Source organism: Magnetospira thiophila, assembly GCF_054657015.1.
This window is the reverse complement of the sequence record NZ_BAAHXF010000002.1, coordinates 878,423-904,857: the sequence shown is the minus strand read 5'-3', so window position 1 is coordinate 904,857 and position 26,435 is coordinate 878,423. Positions and strand designations below refer to the sequence as shown.

General features: G+C 59.6%; 28 protein-coding genes and 1 riboswitch. Of the genes, 21 read left to right on the top strand and 7 right to left on the bottom strand.

The features are described 5' to 3' along the window. The first annotated feature begins 12 nt into the window (after positions 1-12). The 19 genes from ACYQ1P_RS14040 (at position 13) to ACYQ1P_RS13950 (ending at position 17,099) form a co-directional block, all read left to right on the top strand. The gene (locus ACYQ1P_RS14040) at positions 13-1,704 is read left to right on the top strand and encodes an FAD-dependent oxidoreductase (protein ID WP_460020963.1); all 1,692 of its coding nucleotides are present in this window, start codon (positions 13-15) and stop codon (positions 1,702-1,704) included. Positions 1,705-2,303: 599 nt separating this feature from the next. Then, positions 2,304-2,513: a cold-shock protein gene (locus ACYQ1P_RS14035; protein WP_460020962.1), complete on the top strand. Its 210-nt coding sequence runs from the start codon at positions 2,304-2,306 to the stop codon at positions 2,511-2,513. Between the two features lie 170 nt (positions 2,514-2,683). Further along, entirely contained in the window at positions 2,684-3,067 is a 384-nt protein-coding gene (locus ACYQ1P_RS14030) for a response regulator (RefSeq protein WP_460020961.1), read from the top strand. A 276-nt stretch (positions 3,068-3,343) separates the two neighbouring features. Continuing rightward, a complete protein-coding gene (locus tag ACYQ1P_RS14025) occupies positions 3,344-3,553 on the top strand; it encodes a cold-shock protein (protein ID WP_460020960.1) in 210 nt (69 codons plus the stop codon). Positions 3,554-4,122: 569 nt separating this feature from the next. Beyond that, complete coding sequence (locus ACYQ1P_RS14020; RefSeq protein WP_460020959.1) at positions 4,123-4,635, top strand: Na+/H+ antiporter subunit E; 513 nt, start codon at positions 4,123-4,125, stop codon at positions 4,633-4,635. Continuing rightward, entirely contained in the window at positions 4,628-4,888 is a 261-nt protein-coding gene (locus ACYQ1P_RS14015; RefSeq protein ID WP_460020958.1) for an MrpF/PhaF family protein, read from the top strand. The genes ACYQ1P_RS14020 and ACYQ1P_RS14015 overlap by 8 nt, the downstream gene beginning before the upstream one ends. Next, positions 4,888-5,226 (top strand): monovalent cation/H(+) antiporter subunit G, encoded by a 339-nt coding sequence (mnhG, locus tag ACYQ1P_RS14010; protein ID WP_460020957.1) that lies wholly within the window; start codon positions 4,888-4,890, stop codon positions 5,224-5,226. Before ACYQ1P_RS14015 ends, mnhG begins: the two co-directional genes overlap by 1 nt. Further along, positions 5,223-5,480, top strand: a complete 258-nt coding sequence (locus ACYQ1P_RS14005) for a hydrogenase subunit MbhD domain-containing protein (protein WP_460020956.1) — start codon at positions 5,223-5,225, stop codon at positions 5,478-5,480. Before mnhG ends, ACYQ1P_RS14005 begins: the two co-directional genes overlap by 4 nt. Further along, on the top strand, positions 5,473-6,186 hold the full coding sequence (locus ACYQ1P_RS14000; protein WP_460020955.1) for a Na(+)/H(+) antiporter subunit B: 714 nt from the start codon (positions 5,473-5,475) through the stop codon (positions 6,184-6,186). Before ACYQ1P_RS14005 ends, ACYQ1P_RS14000 begins: the two co-directional genes overlap by 8 nt. Continuing rightward, entirely contained in the window at positions 6,183-6,551 is a 369-nt protein-coding gene (locus ACYQ1P_RS13995) for a sodium:proton antiporter (RefSeq protein ID WP_460020954.1), read from the top strand. Before ACYQ1P_RS14000 ends, ACYQ1P_RS13995 begins: the two co-directional genes overlap by 4 nt. Further along, positions 6,545-9,676, top strand: a complete 3,132-nt coding sequence (locus tag ACYQ1P_RS13990; RefSeq protein ID WP_460020953.1) for a proton-conducting transporter transmembrane domain-containing protein — start codon at positions 6,545-6,547, stop codon at positions 9,674-9,676. The genes ACYQ1P_RS13995 and ACYQ1P_RS13990 overlap by 7 nt, the downstream gene beginning before the upstream one ends. Further along, positions 9,673-10,578 (top strand): respiratory chain complex I subunit 1 family protein, encoded by a 906-nt coding sequence (locus ACYQ1P_RS13985; RefSeq protein ID WP_460020952.1) that lies wholly within the window; start codon positions 9,673-9,675, stop codon positions 10,576-10,578. The genes ACYQ1P_RS13990 and ACYQ1P_RS13985 overlap by 4 nt, the downstream gene beginning before the upstream one ends. Positions 10,579-10,584: 6 nt before the next feature. Beyond that, complete coding sequence (locus ACYQ1P_RS13980) at positions 10,585-11,226, top strand: NADH-quinone oxidoreductase subunit B (RefSeq protein ID WP_460020951.1); 642 nt, start codon at positions 10,585-10,587, stop codon at positions 11,224-11,226. A gap of 6 nt (positions 11,227-11,232) precedes the next feature. Beyond that, entirely contained in the window at positions 11,233-11,769 is a 537-nt protein-coding gene (locus ACYQ1P_RS13975) for an NADH-quinone oxidoreductase subunit C (RefSeq protein WP_460020950.1), read from the top strand. Position 11,770: 1 nt separating this feature from the next. Further along, complete coding sequence (locus ACYQ1P_RS13970) at positions 11,771-12,949, top strand: NADH-quinone oxidoreductase subunit D (protein ID WP_460020949.1); 1,179 nt, start codon at positions 11,771-11,773, stop codon at positions 12,947-12,949. Positions 12,950-12,951: 2 nt separating this feature from the next. Then, entirely contained in the window at positions 12,952-14,754 is a 1,803-nt protein-coding gene (locus ACYQ1P_RS13965; RefSeq protein ID WP_460020948.1) for an FAD-dependent oxidoreductase, read from the top strand. Beyond that, entirely contained in the window at positions 14,751-15,248 is a 498-nt protein-coding gene (locus ACYQ1P_RS13960; RefSeq protein WP_460020947.1) for a ferritin family protein, read from the top strand. Before ACYQ1P_RS13965 ends, ACYQ1P_RS13960 begins: the two co-directional genes overlap by 4 nt. A 112-nt stretch (positions 15,249-15,360) precedes the next feature. Next, positions 15,361-15,834, top strand: coding sequence for a LexA family protein (locus ACYQ1P_RS13955; RefSeq protein WP_460020946.1), 474 nt, complete (start codon positions 15,361-15,363; stop codon positions 15,832-15,834). Then, positions 15,831-17,099: a Y-family DNA polymerase gene (locus ACYQ1P_RS13950; protein ID WP_460020945.1), complete on the top strand. Its 1,269-nt coding sequence runs from the start codon at positions 15,831-15,833 to the stop codon at positions 17,097-17,099. Before ACYQ1P_RS13955 ends, ACYQ1P_RS13950 begins: the two co-directional genes overlap by 4 nt. Positions 17,100-17,154: 55 nt before the next feature. Here the strand turns inward: ACYQ1P_RS13950 and ACYQ1P_RS13945 are convergent, their stop codons facing one another. The 4 genes from ACYQ1P_RS13945 to ACYQ1P_RS13930 all read right to left on the bottom strand — a co-directional run bounded on the left by ACYQ1P_RS13945 (position 17,155) and on the right by ACYQ1P_RS13930 (position 20,890). Then, a complete protein-coding gene (locus ACYQ1P_RS13945) occupies positions 17,155-17,847 on the bottom strand; it encodes a PEP-CTERM sorting domain-containing protein (protein WP_460020944.1) in 693 nt (230 codons plus the stop codon). 181 nt (positions 17,848-18,028) lie between these two features. After that, the gene (locus ACYQ1P_RS13940; protein WP_460020943.1) at positions 18,029-18,643 is read right to left on the bottom strand and encodes a hypothetical protein; all 615 of its coding nucleotides are present in this window, start codon (positions 18,641-18,643) and stop codon (positions 18,029-18,031) included. A 456-nt stretch (positions 18,644-19,099) separates the two neighbouring features. After that, positions 19,100-20,229, bottom strand: a protein-coding gene (locus ACYQ1P_RS13935; RefSeq protein ID WP_460018929.1) for an IS3 family transposase whose coding sequence is annotated in 2 segments (ribosomal slippage) — positions 19,100-19,968 and positions 19,968-20,229 — 1,131 coding nt in all. Because the reading frame shifts where the segments join, the coding sequence is not laid out codon by codon here. Between the two features lie 82 nt (positions 20,230-20,311). Then, the gene (locus ACYQ1P_RS13930; RefSeq protein WP_460020942.1) at positions 20,312-20,890 is read right to left on the bottom strand and encodes a hypothetical protein; all 579 of its coding nucleotides are present in this window, start codon (positions 20,888-20,890) and stop codon (positions 20,312-20,314) included. Between the two features lie 20 nt (positions 20,891-20,910). Here ACYQ1P_RS13930 and ACYQ1P_RS13925 point away from each other — a divergent pair, with 20 nt between their 5' ends. Next, positions 20,911-21,672: a tetratricopeptide repeat protein gene (locus ACYQ1P_RS13925; RefSeq protein WP_460020941.1), complete on the top strand. Its 762-nt coding sequence runs from the start codon at positions 20,911-20,913 to the stop codon at positions 21,670-21,672. Here the strand turns inward: ACYQ1P_RS13925 and ACYQ1P_RS13920 are convergent. The 3 genes from ACYQ1P_RS13920 to bluB form a co-directional block, all read right to left on the bottom strand. Further along, the gene (locus tag ACYQ1P_RS13920) at positions 21,669-22,628 is read right to left on the bottom strand and encodes a hypothetical protein (RefSeq protein ID WP_460020940.1); all 960 of its coding nucleotides are present in this window, start codon (positions 22,626-22,628) and stop codon (positions 21,669-21,671) included. The genes ACYQ1P_RS13925 and ACYQ1P_RS13920 overlap by 4 nt on opposite strands. Before the next feature lie 76 nt (positions 22,629-22,704). Then, positions 22,705-23,814 carry a hypothetical protein gene (locus ACYQ1P_RS13915; protein ID WP_460020939.1) on the bottom strand — a complete coding sequence of 370 codons (1,110 nt, stop codon included), beginning with the start codon at positions 23,812-23,814 and terminating at the stop codon, positions 22,705-22,707. 268 nt (positions 23,815-24,082) lie between these two features. Beyond that, positions 24,083-24,727, bottom strand: a complete 645-nt coding sequence (gene bluB / locus ACYQ1P_RS13910) for a 5,6-dimethylbenzimidazole synthase (protein ID WP_460020938.1) — start codon at positions 24,725-24,727, stop codon at positions 24,083-24,085. A gap of 46 nt (positions 24,728-24,773) precedes the next feature. Then, a riboswitch (cobalamin riboswitch) is annotated at positions 24,774-24,953 on the bottom strand. Between the two features lie 110 nt (positions 24,954-25,063). Here bluB and eno point away from each other — a divergent pair. Beyond that, complete coding sequence (gene eno / locus ACYQ1P_RS13905; protein ID WP_460020937.1) at positions 25,064-26,341, top strand: phosphopyruvate hydratase; 1,278 nt, start codon at positions 25,064-25,066, stop codon at positions 26,339-26,341. Positions 26,342-26,435 lie beyond the last annotated feature (94 nt).

Genomic DNA, 26,435 nt, shown 5'->3' with positions numbered 1-26,435 from the left:
GGGACGAAGATCATGGCAGTGTTAACACGCGGGGCCTACGCCCTTCCCGGAACGTCTCTTGCCTTCAAGACCGGTAGCTGGCGGGTGGATGTTCCCTATCACCAACATTGGGCGGCTCCTTGTCACGCCGCCTGCCCGGCCGGGGAGGATCAGCAGGCCTGGCTGGCCAAGGTGCAGGAAAACAAGCTGCACGAAGCCTGGGAAGTGCTGGTGGCCGCCAACCCCATGCCGGCGGTGACCGGGCGCGTCTGCCCGCATCCCTGCGAGGCGGCTTGCAACCGGGGCCAATACGACGAACCCATCGCCATCCATAATGTGGAGCGGTTTCTGGGCGATGAGGCGATCCGCCTGGGCTGGGAATATCCGGTGCTGCGCAAGGTGACCAAAGAGTCGCCGTCGGTGGCCGTGGTCGGGGCCGGGCCGTCCGGTCTGTCCGCCGCCTATCATCTGGTGCGCCGCGGTTTCCGGGTGGATCTGTTCGATGCCTTGCCGGAGGCTGGTGGACTGCTGCGTTCGGCCATTCCCATGACCCGCCTGCCGCGCAAAGTGCTGGATGCGGAGATTGAGCGGATTTTTTCCATGAAGGGGCTGACGTTCCATCCCCGTCATCGGTTGGGCCGCGATATTTCCCTGGGTGAATTGCAAAACGACCATGCCGCCGTGTTCATGGGGCCGGGGGCCGAGCGCTCGAAGGCCTGGGATGTGGACGGGGCGGTGCCGGCCGATCTGCATCAGGGGCTGCATCTGATTAAGGAATGGGTCGATCACGGCGAAATTCCGACGCCCAAGAGCGTCGCCATTCACGGCGGCGGCAACACGGCGGTGGATCTGGCGCGGATCATGAAACGGCGCGGCGTGGCCGAGGTCTATGTGATTACCGCCTCGGGACTGCCCGGACCGGACACCGCACCGGATGACGTGCTCAACGTGGTGCCGCGCGAACTGGAGGAAGCCAAGGAAGAGGGGGTGATCTTCTATCCCCATCGGACCATCCAGCGACTGATCATGCGCGGGTCGAAGCTGATCGGCGTCGAAATGGTGCATCTCAAGAAGCTGCTCGGCAAGGGCGGGCGCAAGAGCCGGGTGTCCTTCCAGGGCACCGAGCGGGTGCTCAATGTGGACATGGTCATCCCGTCCATTGGCGAGGCCGTGGATTCCTCCGGGTTCGAAAAGCTGGTCGGCAACAGTAATTATTTCAAGGCCGATTCCTGGGGCGGACTGGCAGATCAACCGGGTATTTTCGTCGGGGGTGATGCCCGGGGCGACCGGGGCACTGTCAGTGCGGCGGTGGGCGATGGCCGCAAGGCGGCACAAGCCATCGAGGCTTTTATCGCCAAGGGCGAACCCTTGGACGATGTGCGTGAACTGCTGGGCTACGACAAGCTCAACGTCAATTACTACGAACCGGCACCACGCGCCTTCATCGGCAAACTGCCGGTGGCCGAACGCACCGACTTCGCGGAAATCGAACAGAGCCTGGAATATGCCCAGGTCATCGACGAGGGGGGGCGGTGCTTCAGTTGCGGCAATTGTCTGGCCTGCGACAACTGCTGGACCTATTGCCCGGACAACGCGGTGATCAAGACTCGCGATACCTGTAGCGACGGGTCGCACTATCTGTTCGACTACGAATTCTGCAAGGGCTGCGGCATGTGCGCGGCGGAGTGCCCCTGCGGCTTCATCCTCATGCGTCCCGAGGAATAAGCGCGGCCTGACTCAAAAAAACCGGACAGCGCGAGCTGTCCGGTTCGAGTTGATTGCATGTTCGGGAGGAACACGCAGAGAGAATTTTCCAGGATCTGGATGTCATCTCAGGTGGATGAACATGGAAACCCTCGAAAACCGATAACCAGACTATGTTGATATCCAACTCGGCAAATTGACGCATATCAAGGCTCTCATGTTTTCCTCAATGATTTTTACCCTCACGGCGCAGGGGCGTTCGCCCCTGTGGACGTTGTGCTGCCCATTGACAGAGAACTAAAAAACGTGGATAAGGGAAACAGGCACTGAGGCGGTGCTTGGTCCAAGCCACCCAAGGTAATGTTGTTTTATTTCCGTGGGTTGCTGAAAAAAGCGGGGCAATCGAAATGATGTGGTTCCGCAATCTGGAGACCATTCAGCGCTTCGGTTTCCGGTTGGGTGTGTCCCACCGGGTCTCACTAGTTCAGGATGATCGCGGGCAACAGCCGTTCTTAACATGAAGCGCACTCGTTCCCTCACTGGCATCTGGATTGGTTCATTGGTCGTTTCCAAGCTGGAGGCGGCCCTTTCGCTGGTTCCCATTCAAGGAGGGAATAATTATGCCTATGGGCACTGTTAAATGGTTCAATTCCACCAAGGGTTATGGTTTCATTCAGCCGGATGATGGCGGCGGCGACGCTTTCGTTCACATCTCGGCCGTCGAGCGGGCCGGTCTGGCCAGCCTCAATGAGGGCCAGAAGGTCGAATACGAACTGACCCAGGGTCGTAACGGGAAGTATGCCGCCGAGAATTTGGTGATCGTGGACTGATCGTTATTTTCCATCTTCCAGGGATTGGAATCAGTTTTAAGGCCGCTTCAGGGCGGCCTTTTCATTTATACCTATGTATAATGTAAAAATATTGGTGCAATTTTTAAGATTTATTTGTAATATAGATCGTGATTTTTTTGGGGAGCGGCTTTTGCGGGGGCATGGTAGGCTTGTCCAATCCATCCTGTATATTTGTTCTTGACGATGATGCGATTGTCGCCGACGCGCTGCGGACCATTCTGGAATGCTGGGGATATGCGGTGGCGGTGGCCCATAATTGTGGACCGGCGTCTGCTGATTTCGCGCGTCTGAAGGAGGCGGAACGGCCGGACCTGATCCTGGCGGACTATTTTCTGGCGGAGGATAGGACCGGACTGGACGCGATCTCGGAATTGCGCGAGGTTCACGGGACGGATATTCCGGGTTTGCTCTTGACCGGAGATGCGTCGGTAGTTCCGGCCTCTTTGCTTCACAGATTACAGGTTCGGATCTTGAACAAGCCGGTTGACTCCAAGGTGCTCAAGTCGGCGCTTCACGATCTCTTGGGCGGATGATCGGCGCTCGGGCGACAACCGCCGAAAGGCCCGAATCGGTGACAGCCCCGTTTCAGCTTGGGGGGCGCGGATGTTCCTTAGCCGTCACATTATGGATGGGGGAGGCGTAAATCCCCGGCGATCAACCCGCCATAGGTGAAAATCGTGCTTTTTCCCCGCAGGTCTCTTTACTTTCGCGCTCGTGGCGGTAGGGTTTAGGGGCACTTGTATCGGCAAAACGCCTGATGGAGGTGGCGAACTGGGACAGGTGAAAGATAACACACAGGGAGTTTACTTATGCCTACAGGCACGGTGAAGTGGTTCAATCCGGATAAGGGCTACGGCTTCATTCAACCCGATACGGGTGGGGATGATGCTTTCGTGCATATCACCGCCGTTCAACAGGCCGGTCTCGCGACATTGAACGAGGGACAAAAGGTGTCCTACGATCTGGAGCAGGGCCGAAACGGCAAGTACGCGGCTCAGAATTTGCAGATCTCTGGCTGAGAACCGGCACTCCTGGTCGGGCGGATACCGAACCGGGAGGGCGGTCCAGACCAACATTCAGTTTGCCCAGTTCGTGTAAAACCGATGTTTTGCACCGTGGATCTTTTTTTGTTGCCATTTTGCTCTTGGCGAAGAACTGAAGTCGTTGTTTCCTCAAAATAACGGGAGAAATGAATTTTAATTGGTGTCGCATAATACTTTTAATATGAAATTTTAATTTCTAATATTATTGATATTTGTCTTAGTATAAATTGTTAATATTGTGACATGTATTTCTTGCTGTTATGTTTTTAATTCAAATGCCCCCTGTTTCAACGCAGGGTTTTGACAGGGTTGTTATTTTTTCAATGCTGTTATACACATATTTCCTATGTACCTTGGATTATTCGTGTATATGATGCGTCGCTAATATATACAGAGTCGCGTTTCGCGTTGCGTGTGCCAAGGATGGCACAACGGGATGGCGGGCGACGGCCATGCGATCTCCGTTTTTCCCGAGTCCTTTGGTTTCGGGGCCTCACACCCGAACGATCTGCCTCGGCGAAAGCCATGAATGAAAGCAGGATGACATGGACTCCAGCAGCGTCAGCCGAACTCGCTATTCGTTCGAGCTTTTTCTTACCCTGGTCCTGTTCTGGATTTTGCTGAATGGAAATCTGGCGGCGGACACCTTGCTGATCGGGGTGATGGCGGCACTGGTCATCACCTTCTTTTTTCGCAACGGATTGTCGTTTTTATCCGACTATCGGTTCCTGCCCGGGTCCTTTGTGGCGACCGTGTTTTTCGTGCTCTATTTCTTCAAGGAGCTGGTCAAGTCGAATATCAATCTGGCGTTGATCGTGCTCTCTCCCAGCCTGCCGGTGCGGCCCGGGATCGTCAAGGTGCGCACCCGGTTGAAGAGCCGCATGGGACGCTTGATGCTGGCCAATGCGATTACGCTGACCCCCGGAACGCTCACCGTCGGTTTGGAGGACGAGTGGCTGTATATCCACTGGGTCAGCATGGAATCCGCCGATATCGACCAGGCGACGGAGAGTATTGTCGCGGGTTTCGAGCGTTATCTGGAGGTCATGTATGGTTGAGTTTCTGATCTATCTGGCCTCGGCCATGGCGGGTGTGGCGTTCCTGCTCGCCCTGTGGCGGTTCGTTCGGGGGCCGGTGGCGGTGGACCGGGTCATCGCCTTTGATGTGCTGACCATCGTCTCCATTACCGGCATCGTGCTGACAGCCCTGTTGGAAGACCGTGTGATCTATCTGGATGTCGCCCTGGTTTATGCCTTGTTGTCGTTCCTGGGGGTTATTGTCGCGGCCCGCTACCTGGAAAGGGGGACCTGATGGAATCCGTACTCGATGTGATCGGCGGGGTGATTCTGGTCTTTGGCACGTCGTTCCTGCTGCTCGGCGGGTTGGGCTTGACCCGCATGCCTGACATTTACAACCGCATCCAGGCCGGGACCAAGGCCACCACCCTGGGCACCATGCTGACCATGGTGGGGGTGTCGTTCCTGCAACCGGAATGGACCCTGAAGCTGTTGCTCATTGGATTGTTCCTGCTGTTCACCAACCCCTTGTCTTCGCAGGTGCTGGCCCGTGCCGCGCACCGCAGCGGTGTGCATAAAGCGCCCGAGACCCAGGTGGATCGTCTGGCCGAAGATCTCGGAGAAAAGCCATGACCCTTATCCCTCTCGTCATGAGCCTGCTGCTGTCCACGGCGATGATCGTCACCGGTATTCTGGCGGTACGCGGCAAACGCAGCCTGCCCATTTCCATTCTCGCGGCGGGCGTGGTGAGTCTGTTTGCCTCGGTGCAGTTTCTGCTGCTGGCCGCGCCGGACGTGGCGATGACCGAAGCGGCCATCGGCAGTGGCTTGACGACGTTTCTGTTCTTCTTCGTGCTGGGTCGGGTCAGGGGAGGCCGCAATGATTAAATCTCTGATCGCGGTCATGTTGCTGATCGGTCTCGGGGCGGTGTTTGCGACCCTGATGATGGGATACACCCCGGACGTGGCCTTGAATTTGACCGCCCGCTATTATGCCGAAAATACCGTGTCGGATACCGGGGCTCAGAACATCGTGACCGCCATCATCGTCACCTACCGCGGGCTCGATACCCTGGGCGAGGTGACCGTGCTGTTCCTGACGGCGGCCACCGTGGGGCTGGTGCTCCGCAAGGAACGCTTGCCCGGCCAGCTTCCGGTGATCGGTTTGGTCTCCAACCTGTTACCGTCGGGTGAATTGCTGCTCACCGGCTGTCGCTTGCTGGTTCCCTTGATTATCCTGTTCGGCATCTATGTGTTCGTGAACGGCCACCTGACTCCGGGGGGCGGTTTCCAGGGCGGTGCCATCGTCGCCTCGGGCATCTTGTTGATGCTGTTGACCCATCCCTTCCGCCGCTTCAGCCACAACCTGATTTCCCGTGTCGAATCGGGGTCCGGTTTTCTCTATGTGTTCATCGGCCTGCTCGGTATGGCCTTGGCCGGCGGCTTCCTGGACAATCGCATTCTGCCCCTGGGCACCTTCGGCAGCCTGTTTTCCGCAGGAGCCATTCCGGTGATCTATTCGCTCATCGGATTGAAGGTCGGGGCCGAGTTCAGTTCCATGATGCTCAGCTTCGCCGAAACGGAGGACTCATGACCATCGATATTGAAGTCGTTTCCATGGCGACGGGGTTTCTATTGATCCTCATCGGGTTCTATGGCGCGCTGACCAATAGCAATATCCTGCGCATGATCATCTCCTTCACCGTGGCCAATACCGGGGTGAATCTGGTGATGGTGGCTGTCGGCTACATGCTCGGGCGCACGGCGCCGATCCTCGATGCTGCGGTTCCGGTCGCGGAGGCTGTCGAACGCATTATTGATCCGGTGCCCCAGGCGCTGGTGCTCACCGCCATCGTTATCGGCCTCGGGGTCACGGCACTGATGCTCGCCTATGCCCACAAGTTGTTCGAGACCAAACGGACTCTTGATATCTCCAAATTCACGGAGCTGAAATGGTAAGCGCCATTTACATCATCGCCGTCGGCCTCGGCACGGCATTCCTGCTTGGGTTTCTCAAAGATACCTGGCGTGCCAAAGCCTATCTGCTGACGCTGGCCTCCCTGGCTTTTACCAGTTGGGTCGCCGCTGATTGGGTGTGGGCCTTTGCCATTAACCATGTTGTCCCGGTGGAAGTGCGGACGGCGGGCACGGCACCGCCCTTCGCCATCAACCTGCGCATGGCCTTGCCGGAGGCGGTGCTGCTGTTGCTGGTCAATCTGACCGGTCTGTTTTCGGCGCTGTTCCTCAAAGATACCCTGATGCGCCTGAAGCGCCGGGCCATGGCGGTTTTCCTGATTGCCGTGATGGCTTTGAGCGGCATCATCCTGACCCGCGATATCTTCAACATGTTCGTGTTCTTCGAACTGTTGGTGATCTCGACTGGTGGCCTGATCCTGTTGTCCTATGACCGGCATGCGTTGGCGGCCGGGTTCAAATATCTGGTGGTGTCGCAGCTTGTCTCCATTTTGATGCTGGTGGGTATCATCTTCCTCTATCACTCCACCGGTACCCTCAATATTGATACCATGCGCGGCGCGACGGCGGTGATGAGCGGCGGCGGGGCGCTGGCCTTCTTCCTGATGTTCGTTGCCGTGGTCGCCGAGTTGAAGCCGTTTCCGGCCAACGGTTGGGCGCTGGATATCTATGAATCCGCCCATCCGGCCATTTCCGCCGTGTTCTCCGCCGCCACCGGCACGGCGGCGCTGTATGCCACCGACAAGCTTCTGCTCATTGGCGGCGACAGCTGGTTGCCCGTCGCCACCGGCATCGGCCTGTTCACCTTCGTCGCCTCCAATATCATGGCCCTGTCGCAGACCAATGACCGGCGCCTGTTGGGCTATTCCTCGGTGGCGCAGATCGGCCTGATTCTCACTGTGGTGGGACAGCGCGATATTCTGAATGTGGATTATATGTTCATCGCCGGGGGTATCTTGATCGCCCATGCGGTGGCCAAGGCCGGTCTGTATTGGATTTCCGGGCTGATCCTGGAACGTGACCTGATGGCCTGGACGGTGCTGCGCAAGAACCCACTGCTGATTTTCGCCATGGCGAGTTTTCTGGCCATGCTGATCGGACTGCCGCCGTTCCCGGGGTTCTACGCCAAGTGGGAGATGATTCAGATTTTGGCCGCCCAGGACCGCCTGCTGATCGTCGCCTTGATCCTGTTCGGGGCGCTGGTCGAGGCGGGGTATTTGTTCCGCTGGTTCGGTTACGTCATCAAGCGGCCGGAGCAGGGCACCTTCATGCCGTTTTCGGTACGCAAGGTGGCCGTCGTCATGCTGACCGCGCTCGGCGGTTGGGGGGCGGGCTATATTTGGGGCGAGCTATCCTATTACGGGAACCTGCTGCAAGTGGTGCCGTTCCTCTTTGCCCTGGGTTTCCTGCTGATCGAAAGTTTGCCGTCGTGGGTCAAGAACACCGTCGCCATTGTCGGCATGTCGCTGTTCTTCTACATGAGCTATGACGCCTACACGCCTCTGCAATTGATCTATGCCGTGATCATCCTCATCGGCGGCGCGGTGATTTTCCTGGCCAGCTATGAATTCGGCGGACGCCGCATGGGCTTCTATCCCTCGGCCATGCTGATGTATTCCGGTCTGGCCATGCTGATCGTGGCCGAAGACTCGTTCAACTTCTTCGCCGCCTGGGAGGCGCTGACTGTCGGCTCCTATTTTCTGATTCTGCGTGGCAAGAATTCCGAACCGCACGGGCTGTCCTATTTGCTGTTTTCGCTGGCCGGGGCGTTCGCCCTGCTGGCCGGGTTTGCCATCGCGGCGCAGGGGCAATCGCCGTTCATGTTGCAGTCCCTGGCCGACGTGGGTGCCGAATGGGCACCGCTGGTGTTCATTTTGTTGGCGATCGGATTCATGACCAAGACTGCTTCGCTGGGCCTGCATATCTGGCTGCCCGGTGCCCACGCGGAAGCGGAAACGGATGTGTCGCCCATGGTCTCGGGCATTTTGCTCAAGGCCGGTCTGTTCGGCCTGATGATGCTTTTGATGAATATGGGCCAGACGCAGTTTTATGGCGTGGAGTTGACATATGTAATGCTGTGGATCGGCGCGCTGTCGGCGCTGATCGGCAACATTATGGCGGCCTTCCAGGAAGACGCCAAACGGCTTCTCGCCTATTCCTCCATCGGTCAGATGGGCTATGCGGTGTTCGGGTTGGCGATGATGAATCACCTGGGGTGGTTGATGGCCTTGATGTTCATCATCAACCATTACGTCTACAAATCTATGCTGTTCCTGTCCATCGGCGGCGTTGCCAAACGTACCGGGACCCGGGAGATGTATAAGATGGGTGGCCTGATCACCCTGATGCCGCTGTCTTTCATCGCTGTGCTGATCGGCATCATTGCCGTCTCCGGCGTGCCGCCGCTGTCCGGTTTCGGTGGTCGGTGGATTTTCTATAACGCCATCATGACCTCCGACGCCCGTCTGCCGATCATCATCCTGTTCCTGTCGGGACCCATTGCCTTCCTGTATCTGTTCCGGTTGATCCATACCATCTTCCTGGGCCAGTTGAAGGACGAGATGCGCATGGTCAAGGAAGCGCCGTTCTGGCTGATCCTGCCGCAGATACTTTATGTGGTCTTTCTCATGGGGTTTGCGCTGTTCCCGGGGTTAGCTCTTCATCGGGTGAGCAATTACCTGCTGCAATATTTCCCCACCCACGCCTTGTCCTGGGAAGGGCTGACCATCACCAGCGAGTTTGGCTATTGGAGCCCGGTGTCCATCATGGTCGTCACCGGCGTCATTTTCGCGACCCTGTTCATCGTCATGCTGCTGCTCAATCACAACGCCCAGAAGGTGAAGCAGTTCAACATCGTCTATGCGGCGGAGCGGCCCTACCGTCCGGAAACGACGCATTTCGCCTGGAACTTCTTCGCCCCGTATCGCAAGGCGCTGGGCATCCTGCTGGTGCCCTATTTTGAAACATTCTGGGGCACGGTGACCGATGTGCTGCATAACGTCGGTGATCTGACGCGCCGTCTCTACACCGGAGATGGACAAATCTACGCCTTCCAGCTCCTGGCCTTTGTCGTTGTTGTCTACATGATCCTGATGGGAGCCCAGCCATGACCTTTGAGTGGATTCAGATCCCCTATGCGCTGCTGACCCTGTTCATCGTGGTCAACTACGGCTTGCTGATGACCGCGTTGATCCAGAAGATCGGCGCCCGGGCCGGGCGGCGCTACGGCATTCCCATCTATCAGAACTACTTCGATCTGATGAAGAACTATGCCCTGCGAACCCATATCACCCACGGCGTGATGTTCTATCTCGGCCCGGTGTTCAGGCTGTCGGGCGGCGTCGGGTTGCTGTTGTTCGTGCCGACCATCTACGGCTCGGTGATGTTCTCCAACCTGTCGTTTGCCGGTGATTTGATCCTGGCCCTGTATTTCGTCTTTTTCGGGACGTTGGGTATGGCGCTGGGGGCCGGTGAGAGCGGCCATCCCCATGCGGCCATCGGTGTCTCGCGCGGCCTGTCGCAGGTGACCACGGCGGAATTGCCGTTTGCCCTGGCGGTGTTCGCGGTGGCGCTGCAATATCAGACCCTGTCGATCACCGAGATCGTCGCGGCGCAGCAGGGCGGGTTCATGAACTGGACCCTGTTCACCAATCCGCTGGCGGTGGCGGCGGGGATGCTGGGCTTCCTCGGTTCCATGATGCGTCCGCCGTTCGATGTGGTGCTGGCGCCGCAGGAAATTCCTATCGGCCCGCCGACTGAATATCATTCATCCTATCTGGCTCTGATGCAGACCAACCGGGTGATTTTCCCGGTCGCCAAGATCGTGGTTTACATGAACCTGTTCTTTGGCGGGGCATCCAATTGGCCGGTGTTCGGGCTCAAGGTGTTCCTGATGTATCTGTTCTCGGCTTTCGTCGGCGTGGTGTTTCCGCGCTTCCGGGTCGAGCAGTCGGTGCGCTGGTTCCTGGTCTGGGCCGTGCCGATCGGCATTGCGGCCATTCTGGTGGTGTGAGGTGACATGAAAGAAGAACTCAAAAAGCGCGTCGTCAAAACCCCCGATGGTCAGACCATCGAGATTGATCCGTTGCGCGATCACTATTGCGAGGCCCCGCCCAAGGTCCATCCGCCGCACTACGTGAAGATCGTCGAGGATTTCTTCAACTGGGCGCGGTCGGAATCCCTGTGGATTCTTGGCTTCGGCACCGGTTGCGGGGCCATTGAGATGCGCCCTTTGATGACGCCGCGCTTCGATGCCTATCGGTTCGGGGTGCAATGGCGTCCGACCCCCCGACAGGCCAACCTGCTGATGATTTCGGGCTATCTGTCGACCAAGACCCTGAAGCGGGCCATTCGCTCCTACGAGCAGATGCAGAGCCCGAAATATGTGGTCGGCCTGGGCTCCTGCACCATCAACGGCGGCATGTACTGGGACAGCTACAACACCATCAAGAAGCTCGACGAATATCTGCCGGTGGATATCTACATCGTCGGCTGCATGCCGCGACCCGAGGCGCTGCTGGCCGGGTTCGAGGATCTGAAGAAAATCATCCGCGCGGGCAAGGGCGAGGGTGCCAACCAATATGCCGAGCGCTTCGACTGGTACAAGGCCAACCAGAAGCAGGTGATCCACGATTGGGACATGCCCGATTACAACTGGTGATGATCTATGAATATGCGTGACCTCTACAACAAGATCCGCGAGCCCTTCGCCCTCGGCAAACTGACCGAGCAGCGCGAAGACTTGGCTTTCGTCACCGTGCCGCGCGAATATTTGCGCTCGCTGCTGCTGCATCTGCGCGATCGGGAGGGCTTTACCCATCTGGTCCTGCTGACCGCCGTTGATTGGTTGGAGGAGGATCAGTTCCAACTGACTTACCTGCTGTGCAATCGCAAGGCGCGGCGCGATATCGGGGTGCGGCTGATGATCCCGCGCGATAATGCCTCCATGGACGGCATCCATGACATCTGGCCGACCGCCGCCACCTATCAGCGGGAACTGCGCGAGATGTTCGGCATCGACTTTCCCGGCAGTCCGCGAGTCAACGAAGAATTCATCCTGGAAGGCTGGACCGGCATGCCGCCGTATCGCCGGGATTTCGATACCAAGAAATATTCTGAGGAACAGTTCGCCCATCGGCCGGGCCGCGAAACCCATGATCCGGCCCAGTACATGAAACAGAAACTCTATCCGGACGGGGATTGATATGTTGCAGTTTACACCCGATCGCAGCCAATACCCGGACAAGAAAGAGGACGGAAGCTGCGACATCGACCTGACCTCGGGCAAGTACCTGAAGCTCTGGCAGGGGCCGAACCATCCCGGCATTACCGGCAATATGTCGGTGGAACTGACCGTCTGCGGCGATGAGGTGGTCGAGGGGCGGACCCATGTGGGCTATCTGCACCGGGGCTTCGAGAAGCTGATGGAGCGCCGCACCTTCATCCAGTGTTTCCCCATCGTCTGCCGCATCTGCGTGCCGGAGCCGGACTTCAACGAATATTGCTACGCCGCCGCCATCGAGGAACTGGCCGGGCTCGAAGTGCCCGAACAGGCCCTGTGGATTCGCACCTTGATCCTGGAGATGGGGCGCATCAACAGCTACATGATGTATCTGGGCGGGCAGGCCGGGGCCTTCGGTCTGGGGGTGATCGGCCAGTGGACGACCTATGTCCGTGACCTGATGCTCGACCGCTTCGAGGAACTCACCGGGGCGCGCATCTATCACATGTTCATCCTGCCGGGTGGCGTCCGTGACACACTGCCCGAGGGCTTCGACCAGCGCATGGCGGAGACCCTGAAAGAGGTCGAGCGGACCATGAAGGACGTCCATGACGTGATGTTCCGCAATGCGGTGTTCAAGAAGCGTGCGGTGGGCGTCGGCGTCATTGATCCGGCATTGATCGACAGCTATGGCATCACCGGGCCGAACGCCCGCGCTGCCGGGGTGGTCAAGGACGTGCGCAAGGATGCGCCCTATCTGGTCTATCCAATGTTGAACTTCGAGCCGGTGAGCGGCAAAGACTCGGATATCTTCACCCGCGCCGACGTGCGGCGCCGCGATGTGCTGGTCTCCGTCGACCTGATTCGTCAGATCCTCGCCAAGATGCCGCGTACCGGGCCGGTGATGGCCAAATTGCCCAACGTGCTGCACTGGAAGATTCCGCGCGGCGAAACCTATATCCGAGGCGAATGCTCGCGCGGAGAATACGGGTTCTACGTGGTCACCGACGGCAGTGGCTATCCGCGCCGCATCAACGTTCGGGGTCCGTCCTACACCCATGCCATGGCGTTGTTGGAACGGATGATCGTCAACCTCAACATATCGGATGTGGCGGGCCTGATGGTTTCCCTGCATACCTATCCGCCGGAGATCGAGAGATAGCCATGAGCGTACGCGACGTCCTGTCCCCCTTCACCGCGTGGAAACATCTGTTCCGCAATCCGGTGACCATTATCGACCCGCTCCATGACCGGCCCGGCGCGCCGCGTTATCGGGGATTCCACAAGAACGACGTGAAGACCTGCATCGGCTGCGGCACCTGCGAAGCCATCTGCCAGAACGCCGCCATCGACATGGTTCCGGTGGAAGGAGGCGTGACCACCAAGGAAGATTCCGGTCTGCGGCCGCGCATCGACTATGGGCGCTGCTGTTGGTGTGCCCTGTGTGTCGATGTGTGCATGACCGGTTCGCTGACCATGTCCAACGAATATACCTGGGTGGACTCGGATGGCGATGCCTTCCGCTTCACCCCCGGGGTGGACAAGAAGCACTGGGACAATGCCGAGTTGGGCTATCACCGGCCCGAGAACCACGGCCTGGTGCCCCACGAGCGGGTGGCCATGGGCGAACTGGAGCCGGAAGAACGGGTCGACAATTTCAATGAGATCGTCGCCGGTTACACGGTCGAACAGGCCATGGCGGAGGCCGCGCGCTGTGTTGCCTGCGGGCTCTGTGTCGCCACCTGTCCGGCTCATATGTCGATCCCCGAGTACATCGCCACGATCCGCGAGGGCGATTACGAGAAGGGGCTCAAACTGCTCTACGAAACCAATCCGTTCTCCGAAGTCTGCGGCCGGGTCTGCACCCACAAGTGCGAGACGGTCTGCGCCTCCCGCCACGAAGGCGACCCGATCGCCATCCGCTGGCTCAAGCGTCACATCACCGATCAGGTGCCCTATAAGAAATACGCCAAGATCATCGGCAAACCGGCCCGCAAGACGCGCCACAAGGTGGCGATCATCGGGGCTGGACCGGCGGGACTCACCGCCGCCTTCGATCTGCGCCGCCTGGGCCATCAGGTGACGGTGTACGAGGCGCAGGACAAGCCGGGCGGCATGACCCGTTACGGCATCCCCGAATACCGTCTGCCCTACGACGCCATCGACCGGGACGTGGCGATCATCACCGGCATGGGGGTCGAGATCCGCTACAACAGCCGGGTCGGCACCGATATCACCATGGAGCAACTGAAGGCCGAGAACGATGCGGTCATTCTTTCCATCGGTCTGCATCTGGGCCGCTCGACCCGCATTCCGGGCTCCGACCACAAGGACGTCAAAAAGGCGGTGGATCTGTTGCGTCAGATCACCTACGGCGAGAAGATCACCGTGCCCCGTCAGGCGGTAGTGATCGGCGGCGGCAACGTGGCCATGGATATCGCCCGCAGTCTGGCCCGCAAGCAGAAAGAGGCCTACGGCGAAATCAAGATCACCCTGACCGCCCTTGAGGACAAGGCGCATTTCCTGGCCGACTCGGACGAGGTCAAGGAGAGCGGCGAGGAGGGTATTGATATTTTCGACGCCCGGGGGCCGCAGGAGATCCTGTTTGACGCCAAGGGCAAGCTGACTGGCCTGAAAACCTGGAAGGTGAAAGCCATCTTTGACGAGCAGGGCCGTTTCGCGCCCAGCTACGACGAAGCGGACGAAATGATCCACGACGGCGAGATGGTCATCGAAGCCATCGGCCAGGCCTCCGACGTCAGTCTGTTGGGCAAGGAACTGACCGAGGAACTGGAATGGAACCGGGGCCGCATTGCCGTGGATGGCGACGGCCGGACCTCCGTCTCCTGGCTGTGGGCCGGGGGCGACTGCGTCAACGGGCCGGACGTGATCCATGCGGTTGCCGATGGTCACCGGGTGGCCGCCAGCATTGATGCCGTCTTCAAACAGCAGGAAGCCGAGAAATGACCCAGGGACACGGTTACGACAAGCTGAAACCGCTTTCCTCCATGGAAGATATCCTGGCGGTGGCCATCGAGTTCGAGCGCACGGCCCGGGACTTCTACCGGGATCTGGCCCCCAAGGTGAGCAAGAATCTGCGCTATCTGGCGGAGGAATTGGCCGAAGAGGAACAGAAGCATTTCGATCTGTTCACCGATCTGCGCGCCCGCCCGGACGTGCAGGCGGTCCTGCAAACGGAAATCACCCGTCCGGTCTCCGACCGCAAGTTCTCCGACTGCATTCATGTGCCCGACCTGGGCGAGCAACCCGACGACCAAGCCGTGCTGCAATATGCCCTGATGCGCGAGCATGCGGCCATGGAACAATACACGGCACTGGCCGCCGAGACCGGGCCGGGGCCGATCCACGACCTGTTCCAGTACCTGGCCAACGAAGAGACCAAGCACAAGAACGAGTTGGAAGTGCTGTACTATTCGGTTGTCCATTCGGGCGGCGTGTGAGCGACATCCCTCGACAAGCTCGGGATGAGGTGATTCACGGGGCTACTGGAATTTCCTCATGCTTGTCGACGCATAAGCTTTCGGGCATTGACGGGGGAGGTCGGGCCGCCTGATGGCCCTTGCCGGGGCGGGTATGTCCTGGTATGTTCCCCCTATGTTCCAGTCGCACGCCTTTTCTGCTTTGTTCGTGCCGGTCCGCCGTGGGCGGCTGGCGTTGCCCATATTTACGGCCCGTATCGCGGCGGGGTTTCCCAGTCCGGCCGATGATTTTTCCGACGGCACATTGGATCTCAACGACCTGATCGAGCACCCCTCGGCCACCTTCATTCTGCGGGTGGCGGGGGATTCCATGGTCGGGGCAGGGGTGTTCGACGGCGATCTGCTGGTGGTCGATCGCAGCATCAAGCCGCGCCCCGGACAGATCGTGGTGGCGAGTCTCGACGGGGAGATGCTGGTCAAGCGATTGGAGCAGCGGCAGGGGCGCTGGTGGCTGGTGCCGGCCAACAAAGCCTATCGGGCGCAGCCGATGCCGGAGGGGGCGGAAGTCTGGGGAGTGGTCAAGAATGTGGTGCGGAGTCTGCCATGAGCCGCCCGCCGGTCTACGCCCTGGCCGACTGCAACAATTTCTATGTGTCCTGCGAGCGGGTCTTTCAGCCGGAACTGTGCGGGCGGCCGGTGGTGGTGCTGTCCAACAACGACGGCTGCGCCATCGCCCGTTCAGCGGAGGCCAAGGCGCTGGGCATCGCCATGGGGGAGCCCTATTTCAAGATCCGCCAACGTCCGGAATGGCGCTCGGTAATCGTCCGCTCGACCAATTTCACCCTCTATGGCGATATGAGCCGCCGGGTCATGGACATCCTGGCCGACCATGCGCCGCGCATCGAGGTTTACAGCATCGACGAATGCTTTCTCGACCTGGACGGCCTGCCCGGGGATCTCGTGGCCTCTATGCGGGACCTGCGGGCCATGGTGGGGCAATGGACCGGCATTCCCATCAGCATCGGCCTGGGTGGCACCAAGACTCTGGCCAAGCTGGCCAACCGGATGGCCAAGAAAAGCCCCGACGGGCTGTTCGACATCCGTCCGCCGGAGGTGCGGCTTGCGGTGCTGGCGCAAACCGAGGTGGCTGACCTGTGGGGGGTCGGACGGCAATGGGGCCACATGCTGCGGACTCGGGGGATTTACAACGCCCTCGACCTGAGCCAGGCCGACCGGGGCTGGGTGCGGGCACGCATGGGGGTGACCGGGCTGCGCACGGTGGACGAGCTGAACGGTCATCCCTGCATCGCCCTGGAGGACATCGCCCCGGACAAGCAGACTCTCTGCGTCTCGCGCAGTTTCGGCACCATGCTGACTCGGCAGGACGAGCTGGCCGAACGCCTGAAATTCTTCGCTGCCCGGGCGGCGGAAAAGGCACGCCGTCAGGGACTGGTGGCGGGGGCGATTTCAGTCTTTGTCCAAGGCAACCGGTTTCGCCAGGATTTGCCGCAATACTCCAACAGCATGACCATCGCTTTCACGCCGCCGACCGCCGACAGCGGCCCCGTGCTGGCGGCGGTGCTGCGCGGGCTGGGGGGGCTTTACCGTCCTGGGGTGCCTTATAAGAAAGCGGGGGTGTTGCTGCTTGATCTGATGCGCGAGGGGCGGGGGACGGGGGACCTGTTTCATCCGGCGGTCGCCGATCCTCGGCGGGCCGATCTCATGCGGGCCATGGACCGGCTGAACGGACGCTATGGCCCGAGCACCCTGTGCTACGGACAGATTCCACGCCCCCGCACCTGGTATATGACCCAGGTCCACCGTTCCCGGCGCTACACCACCCATTGGGCCGAATTGCCGTTGGTGCATTAAAACGAGAACAGCGGCCCGAAAGCCGCTGTGTGGAGGACGGAAAACCGAGAAGCGGTCAGATGACGGCCTTTTCCTTGCGCCGCATCCAGGTCAGCAGGGCCAGGCCGGAGGCAAACAGCAGCAGGGAGGCGGGCTCGGGAACCTCGGATGTTGCGCGAACCAGGAAGGCGCCGGTGTCGTAGCCGTAACCATCCAGGCCGGGGGCACCGTAGACCGGCACCAGGTAATCGGCGGTGGGATAATGCACCATCAGGCCGACCCACTGTCCTTCCAGATAACCCCAGGTGTAATTGTAATCGGTGGCCGTATAGGGGGTGCCGTTGACGGTTTCATAGAAGTTGCCATAGCCGTCGCCGACGGTCTGGATCAAGTTGTACAGGGACTGTTCGCCGGTGGCGAAGACCTGATCCCAGACATTCAGTGCCGAACCGAGAGTCTCGCCGGTCCAATTGCTGACCAGGCCGATCAATTCCGTGCCGGACGCCAGACGCCATCCGGAGAGGTCATAACCGTTGTTGGAGGTGGCCCCGGCGGTGAGGCCGTCGGTGACTTGCCGATAGGACCAGGCGAAGGTTTCGGAGACATCCATCCAATCCAGCCCGGAGGCCGCATCGGAGGTATACCATCCATTGTCGGTAAAACCGATGGGCACGGCCCGCGCTTCCGAGGCCAGACCGGCCGTCAGGGCAATGGTCAAACCGGCGAGGACGCCGGACAGGGCCTTCAAGGAACCGAACCGATACGTCATTTGCTTTCTCCCAGAAAGAAGCCTCGGAATATTGAGCACGGGAGATGATGCCGGATCGCACACGACCCCTTCCTCCCTGACCCAGAACGGATTTTACGGCAAGTGATTGTGATATTCTGTGATGCAAATCACAGGGGCGAAAATTTAATGCGCTATCGCCGTAAGCCGTAACCAGGTGCGCTCAGTGGGGGGCTTCATCGACATACAAACGGCATTCGCGCCCGTAGGGTTCCACCGCAGACTCGCACGAAAATTCCCAGCCCGCATCGTTCGTCCAGGCAACCACCTGCCATCGGTTCTCAAACTGCCTAAAATAGATAATCTCTCGATAGTTTGGGTGCTTCGGCTGGCAGTCCCTGAATGGAATCCCGTCCTTCGAACATGAACGGGATTCCCATTCAATGCCGACATCTCCAACCCTGGCCCATGTCGGTGCAGATGGTTTGGCAAGGTCATCAGCGGTCAGACGCAGGCTCTTCAGCACGACATTTTCCCGCACGAATCCTGTATCAAACAATGCTTCGGCATCTTGGCTTTTCCTAAAAACCATATCCACGAGCCCAATCGTGGCGCAAATATCAGGGCGCTGTCGTCCCAGACAGACCCGCCAAGAATCAAGTGCACAGAGAGGTGTCACCGGCTTCCCCACACAATTGCTGGGCTGGTAGACTTGCGTTTCAACCTGAACCAAAGGCGGGGTGTAAACGGTTATATCCAAGGCCAATGCCGGTGAGCAGATGACATCAGCCCAACAAGCAGCCAGGATGCCGTTCATCACCACTCGAAACAAGGTCATGGCTTTCCTCCACTTGGTGATCCTGGGACCTGAAGTAACGGAGTTGGGTCGATATCCTGGAATTTCCGTGAACCGGACTTTCCAGGATAAGCAATTTTGTTCTGATCCCGAACCTCTACATGGATATGGTTTGTCATACCTTTAGGGTACCTCTTCGATAGATCCTGTGCGGTTCCTATTTTTGTTTTCCCGGCAACAACCTTCTGACCTGGCTTCAGATTTCCTGGGTCCACGTAAAAGTGTCGGACCACGTAACCATCCTTGGTCTGAATTTCGACGTAACGGTATTTCATGTCGTTCGCGTAGGGATATCAGAGCTGGCCGGGATTGTTCAGACAGTTTTTGGCGTTGGATAAGTGGAGCCTCTGCCGGTTGCCGTGTTGTATCGCCGATGCGGGGCCTCACGCAGGGAGGGCGTAGCCCGACTGGAGTGGGGCCCCGCATCGGCAGTGAACGTCATGCTGCCACCGCCTGGGGCTGGTTGTCAAAGTAGATCCTATCCGGCGGCACCCGACCGAGGCTCGAATGTGGCCTCTTGCCATTGTAGAAGTCAAAATAGCGGCCGAGCGAGGTCCGCGCCTCGCCAACGCTGTCGTAGGCCCGAAGATAGACCTCCTCGTACTTCACCGAGCGCCACAGCCGTTCGACAAAGACGTTATCCCGCCAAGCTCCTTTGCCATCCATGCTGAGGGCGATGCCGTTGTCCAGCAGCAGGCCGGTGAATGGGGCACTGGTGAACTGGCTGCCTTGGTCGGTGTTGAAGATCTCCGGCTTGCCATACTTGGCCAGCGCGTCTTCGACCGCTTCCAGACAGAAATCCACGGTCATGGTGATCGACACCCGCCAAGACAGAACCCGGCGGCTGCACCAGTCGAGCACCACACAGAGATAGACGAACCCCCGCGCCATGGGGATGTAGGTAATGTCCATCGCCCATACCTGATTGGGACGCAGGATGGGTAGGCCGCGCAGCAGGTACGGATAGATCTTGTGTCCCGCTGCTGGTTTTGACGTGTTTGGTCGCCGGTACAAGGCCTCGATCCCCATGCGCCGCATCAGCGTGATGACATGATCGCGGCCGATCTCAACGCCCTCGTTGCGCAGGAAATCGCGCAGCATCCGGCTGCCTGCGAACGGAAAGTCCAGGTGCAATGCGTCGATCCGACGCATGATGGCCAGATCGGCGGCAGACACCGGTCGGGGCTGGTAATAGAGGCTGGCGCGACTAAGCCGCAGCACCTCCGCCTGCCGTTTCAGCGGCAGGGCATGGTCACGGTCGATCATCGCTTTACGCTCAACATGCCGGCCTTGTCGAGCGCACCGGCCAAAAAATCATTCTCCAACGTCAATTGGCCGATCTTGGCATGCAACTCCTTCAGATCAACCGGCACCGTCGCCTGGGATCGGCTCGCGCCGAAAACCCCCGATGCCCCCTCCAGCAATTGCCCTCGCCAGGTCGTGATCTGGTTCGGATGCACATCAAACTGCTGCGCCAACTCGGCCAGCGTCTTGTCTCCCTTGATCGCCGCCAAAGCCACCTTCGCCTTGAAAGCCGCTGTGTGGTTCCGCCGTGTACGCTTCGTCATGGTTCCTCCCGATCAACGGCATCATCGCCGCTCTCAGGCAGAAAATCCACTTAACCCCCTGTCTGAATTTCCCAGGCCACCTCTATCCAAGCTTGGTGACAGTTCCATCGACAGTACTGACCACATCTTGTCCGGGTTTAGCGACAAAATCTACACCTGTATGTTTGCGTTTGCCGCCATCACGACTTGCACCATAGCGCCCATCCCCCATGCCATCCTGAGGGCGAATAGTACCTCCGGGCACAGGTGCCATAAGCTGGGGTGGCTTGCGATTGGACGATTGAGACGCGGGCTGCTGGGGCGCGGCTTGGGCATTTTGAACGTTCAGGTCGCGGTTTGGATTGTCGATTTTGTTGCCATCGGGGCCGTACCATTGGCCGTCATCGCCCATTGAGGGGCCGTTTGTTTGCGGTTGGGAGGCGGGCGTCGGCATCCCCGCCTTGACCCGCGCGCCCAATCCGGCATTGATGCCCGCGTCGATTTGCTTGCGGTCGTCGGGGTGGAAGAAGCTGGTGCCGCTGGCCGATTGCCCAGAAGCCAAGTCCACCGTGCCCGGGAAGGTGTTCTTGAACCATTGGTCCAGCTTGGGGCGGGCGGTGGCGTTGCCCGGGCGGCCGGACCGGAATGAACTGGGCGATGCTTTCCTTGAAACCGGAAACAAGCGGGGCCTATACTCTCTCCATGCGTGTTTTATTGATCCTGGCTTGTGTCCTGTTCGCCCTTCCGGCCCGCGCCGATTTCGACGCCGGGATGGCGGCCTATGAGGCAAAGGACTATGCCACCGCCTATCGGGAATGGCGACCCCTGGCGGAAGCGGGCGACCCGAGAGCGCAATACTGGCTGGCCGATCTGTATCGGTTTGGGCTGGGTCAGTTGATCAACTACAAGACCGCGCTTTATTGGTACAAGCAGGCCGCCCTTCAGACTGAGGACGTGGATATCAATCGCCGTGCGGTTTATGCGTTGGGATACATGGTCAATAATGCGCAGGGCGTTGAGAGAGATACCGACAAAGCCTTATGTCTTTACAAAACGTCCTCAGAAATGGGGTATGCCAATGCCCAGTGGGCTTTGTGTTTGCTATATGCGGAACTTTATCGAAATACTAGGTTACGAATGTTTTATGGATCATTGGTCCGCAATGGCTTTTATTGGTGTGATCGATCAGCCGCCCAGGGTGAGCCGTTTGCGCTTGGATACGTTGGAGAAGAGGCGATTCACAATCCCGTAACACCCCATGAACAGGGGTACATGAAAATATTTCTCGCGGCACAAAGAGGGGGCAAGAGAGCTCAGGAAAGGCTCATTGAACTTGGCAATGAGTTGAGTCTGGACGAGTTGGCTTTGCTGCGAAAGGGAAAGGAAATGGCAAAGGAATGGCGGGAAAAGGTCGAACCTCTCCCTGCCAAACCGATACCCGTCGAAGCGCACTGTTGGCCTTAACGATCACGTTCTGTCTGATGTGGCGAGCCCGACGTTTCAGGCATCCACCATTCTTTCCCTTTCTCCTCAGCCAATTTCTGTATCTGCGCGGTGAGCAATTCGTTGCCAGCATCGGTTATCCAGCCGACGAAGCCGTCGCGAATGTTTGCCGGGAGGACTTTGGATGCCTGCCCAAGGGTGCCGCTGATGGCGGCGTTGAGCCTGCTCTGTTTCAGGGCGTAGGTGCGGGCAGCCTCTTGGGTCATGCCTTGTTGCAGGCCCTGCTGGTGGGATCGGCCATAACTTTCCGCCGCGCCCAGGACCACCGGTCCGAGGCCGCCGGTCAGCGCCTCGGCGGGGTTCATGCCGTTCTTGAAGCCCCGGGCGATGCTTTCCTTGACCACCGAATAGGCGAGGCCCTGCTTGGCGACGCTGCGCGCCATCCAGGCCGAGGTGACGTCCGGCAGGGCTTTGGCCAGTTTCTCGAAGGCCTTGCCGCTTCCGCCGGCGGCCAATCGCATGAGTTTTTTCTCGATTTTCCCGATCTTGGCAGCACTCATGCCTGCTGAGCCGAGGTGTTCCATCGCCGCCTTCACGTCGCCCCGCGACAGCGCCGCCGTCGCCTTGACGAAACCTTCGCCAACGTCGAGGGCGGTGCCCACGGGGGTCACCGATACCATGATCGCGGCGATTTCCGACTCTGTGTCTGAGAGCTGGTATTCTTCCTGCAGGCGCTGTTTTAAGCCGTTTTCCCACGAGATCTGTTCCGGATCGGCATAGCCTTCCCGTGCCGCCTCCCCGGCGATCAAGGAATTCCTCAGATGTCCCGGGTCCTCGTGCATCGCGGCGTTGTTGGTCGCCGGATTGGCGTTGGGACCGCCGCCCAGACGATGCTCCCAATAGGCCCGGTGGGCCGCCTTGTCCGCTTCGGACAAGGCGTCGAAGGCCTCGGGATCATGCGCTAGAGCGATTTCCACTCATACTGAATCACTTTGTGATTCAGTATGAGTGGAAATCGCTCTGATTCAATAAGATAGAGCAAATCTTACCGCTTCAATTTGGATCAACTTGATCCAAATTGAACGGAATTTGCTCTAGCAGACGGTTGGTATGTTCATACCAATCCTGGGTCCCTGGTGCCGGAACGGGAGCGGGCTTCGTCTCTTGCGTCCAGGCCAAGGTATCGTTTCCGGACCCGCCGATGAGGACGGTATTTTCAGAGGTCGCCGCTTCTTGGGTCCAGTCGACCTCGATGGTCTCCTCCTTGCCGTGGATGACACGGTCCTTGCCCCAGGCATCTGCATTGGGGGGCGGTGTTTCCCCGTAATGGGCCTCGATCATCTGCACATGTTGCGGGTCCGCATGGGGACCGAGATGTTCGATAGCCTGCTTGGCGCGCAGCTTGTTCATGCGGTCATTTTCTTCCCGGATGCCTTCGTAGCCGGTGGGGGAACTGCCGCTGGCGTGGCCAGTAGGCTCCGATTTCGGAGTGTTCAGTTCATAGAATTGGCCGGATTCCTGCTGAATCTCTTTGTTGGTCCAATAGTCGTCGGCCCAATGCAGGCGCTTCTGATCGGCAAAACTGCGCTCGATCACCGGCTTGCGCCGCGCCGTCTCAATCTCACCCTTCTTTGGTGGCGTCGCCCCATCCCATGTGTCAAGAGGATCAATGCGTACCGGCGGCGGGCTTTTGGCCAGGGCCTGCTCGACCCGGATGGGGCGTGCCTGAGCGATCTCTGTGGTCTGTTGAGCCAGGGTCTGCCGTTGCTGCTGCTGCTTTTGCTCTTCCAGGCGCTGTTTCTGGCGCATCTCTATGCGCTGCCGGGCGGCTTTCTCCTCGGCGGCCTTTTTGTCCTGGTGCATCTTCCAGACCGCCTCCGTGTCGGCCTCGGCCTGCTTGAGAAGGTTTTCCTGTTGCGCCCGGTCGCTCGGGGACTCGTCAAGGAGGGCGTTCGTCCGGCGTGCCGGGGCCTCGAGGACGGGTTCAGAGGCAATGGGATGCAGCGGCTCCGCATCGAAGGCCGTCTTGGACTCGAACAGGGACGGCCCCTCGTCGAACGACGGGGTCGGGCGCGACGGCTTGTCATCGACAACGGACGGAATCGGCGCAGAGGACAGGGAGTCCCCGTCGTTGCCGGGGGTGGTGCTGGATAGGCTTCCCATGACCCCTTGGCCGCCCCTGGCGGTTTCGTGGTGGGTCTTGCTGGAGGATGGCGGCACGGTCCAGCAGGGGGCGCGTTGCGACACATGCTGCGAAAGGCTCGTGCCTCGACAGGCTCAGCATGAGGTAGGGGGGTGAATCTCGGCATGAGGGGGGGCTGTTGCCGTTCACGAGATGCCCATTGCGACTGATGCTTTGTCCCTCGTCAGGCCGACTTATTCCAACACTTCACACCGGCAATCTCACCCGGACCTTCAACCCGCCGCCCGCTCACCATCCCTCCCAGTGCAGCAGTTCCTCCAGCGCCATTCGGTGCCGCCAGCCTTGGCGTTGCAAATCCGGGGTGTCGTGGAACTGTGAGACCGATCCGAGACAAAGATAGGCGATGACGTCCAGTCGTTCGGGGATGCCGAGGGTCTGTTTGAGGGCCTCGGGGTCGAGGATGGAGACCCAGCCCAGGCCGAGGCCTTCGGCGCGGGCGGCGAGCCACAGGTTCTGTACGGCGCAGACGGTGGAGTAGAGGTCCATCTGCGGCTGGTGGGTGCGGCCCAGGACCACCGGTCCTGCGCGGCCACGGTCGCAGGTGATGCACAGATTGACCGGGGCTTCGATGATGCCTTGCAGCTTCAGGGATTGGTATTTCTGGCGCTGCTCGGCCGGAAACATTTGGGCGGCCTCGGCATTGGCCTGGGTGAATAAGTCATGGACTCGCCGTCGAGTGGCGAGGTCACGTACGACAACGAAATCCCAGGGTTGCTGAAAGCCCACCGAGGGGGCGTGGTGGGCGGCGTCGAGCAGGCGCAGCAGCAGATCGTCGGGGAGCGGGTTGGGCAGGAATTCGCTGCGCACGTCGCGGCGTTCATAAATGGCCCGGTAAACGGCGGCTTTGTCGGCGGCGGAGAAGGCATGGTCCATCGGGAGTCCCCTTGCGATGGTGGCGCCCCGGGCCGCTGTCCATGCGGTTTGGGCATCCCTCCCGGCCGGTCTTCTGACTTGGGATCGTCCCCGGATCGCGCCTTCCCGGCGGATGCCAGTGGCCTGTTGCGTCCCGAGTCCCCCCTACAGCGTTGGGCACGTCGCGGAATCTCACCGCGTTCCCGATTCTCCCGCCGAAGCGGGCACCGAAAGGTCGCCGGAAGGTAAATGAAATGACAGTGAAATAATAGTTGAACTTGCGGTTTTCCAGCCATTGGAGTAGGGATCGGTAAGAATTTCCATCCCGATCTTCCTCCTGATGTGATGAGGCGCTCCATGACGGCTATATCAGACATCCATGCCCGCGAAATTCTCGACAGCCGAGGCAATCCGACCGTCGAGGTCGAAGTCATTCTCGAAACCGGCGCTTTCGGTCAGGCGGCGGTACCATCGGGGGCCTCTACCGGCGTTCACGAAGCGGTGGAACTGCGCGACGGCGACAAGAGCCGCTACCTGGGCAAGGGCGTGACCAAGGCGGTGGATGCCGTCAATGGGGAGCTTTATGACGCCCTGGTCGGTCTCGAAGCCGAGGAGCAGGAAGTACTCGATCAGGCGATGATCGACCTGGACGGCACCCCCAACAAGGGGCGTCTCGGGGCCAATGCCATTCTCGGAGTCTCGCTGGCGGTGGCCAAGGCGGCGGCGGACGAGGTGGGGCTGCCCCTGTACCGCTATATCGGCGGCACCCATGCCCGCACCCTGCCGGTGCCGATGATGAACATCGTCAATGGCGGTGCCCATGCGGACAACCCCATCGACATTCAGGAATTCATGATCATGCCGGTGGGCGCGGCGAGCATCGCCGAAGCCGTGCGCATGGGCGCCGAGGTGTTCCATAACCTCAAGAAGGGCCTCAAGGACGCCGGTCACAATACCAACGTCGGCGACGAAGGCGGCTTCGCGCCGGGCCTGGGCAGTGCCGACGAGGCCCTGGGCTTCATCATGAAGGCCATCGAAGGGGCGGGCTACGTGCCGGGGGACGATGTGGTCCTGGCGCTGGATTGTGCCTCCTCGGAGTATTTCAAGAACGGCAAGTACGAACTGGCAGGCGAGGGCAAGAGCCTGGATGCAGCCGGAAACGCCCGCTATTTGGCGGATCTGGCAGCCCGCTTCCCGATTTTCTCCATCGAAGACGGCATGGCCGAAGACGATTGGGACGGCTGGAAAATCCTCACCGACGAACTGGGGGCCAAATGTCAGCTGGTGGGCGACGACCTGTTCGTCACCAACCCGATCCGTCTGGCTGACGGCATCGCCAGGGGCATCGCCAACTCCATGCTGGTCAAGGTCAATCAGATCGGCAGCCTGTCGGAGACCCTGGAAGCGGTGGAAATGGCCCACAAGGCCCATTATACCAACATCATCTCGCACCGTTCCGGTGAGACCGAGGACAGCACCATCGCCGATATCGCGGTGGCCACCAATGCCGGGCAAATCAAGACCGGCTCCCTGTCCCGTTCCGACCGCATTGCCAAATACAATCAGCTCATCCGTATCGAAGAGGAATTGGGCCCGGCGGCGCGGTTTGCCGGACGCTCCATCCTGCGCGGCTAGTCCGAGCCCAGTACCTCAAGGGGCGGCGGTGTCTTTCCGTCGCCCTTTTTGATTCCGTTAACCGCTCGGCAAGACTCATCGTGAGATCTTCAGA